We start from the raw sequence: 248 nt of genomic DNA, 5'->3' as shown, positions 1-248 counted from the left end.
AGGCCCGGGATATGTCCCCACCGCTCAGGACAATTGTGGCCATAAAAATCGCCGACGCGACTGCAAGCAGGATAGGCACCAGGAATCGCTTAGTTGGACGCATGTAGACAATTAGGGTGACTACAAGCGGCCAGATCACATAGAACTGCTGTTCTACAGCTAAGGACCACAGGTTTCGAAAAAGCGGCGGCGATCCCTGATTGAAATAGCTATTGCCTGCCCATATTTCTACCCAGTTGTAGGTGAAG

At 51.2% G+C, this 248-nt stretch carries 1 pseudogene; it reads right to left on the bottom strand.

Annotated features, from left to right (window positions below):
- A pseudogene (locus QP415_RS12490) lies at positions 1 to 248 on the bottom strand (acyltransferase family protein); the annotation flags it as partial.

This window comes from Pauljensenia sp. UMB3104 (genome assembly GCF_030217285.1).
GTDB lineage: Bacteria > Actinomycetota > Actinomycetes > Actinomycetales > Actinomycetaceae > Pauljensenia.
Note: the sequence above shows the minus strand (reverse complement) of the source record. Positions and strands in the feature narration are given on the sequence as shown.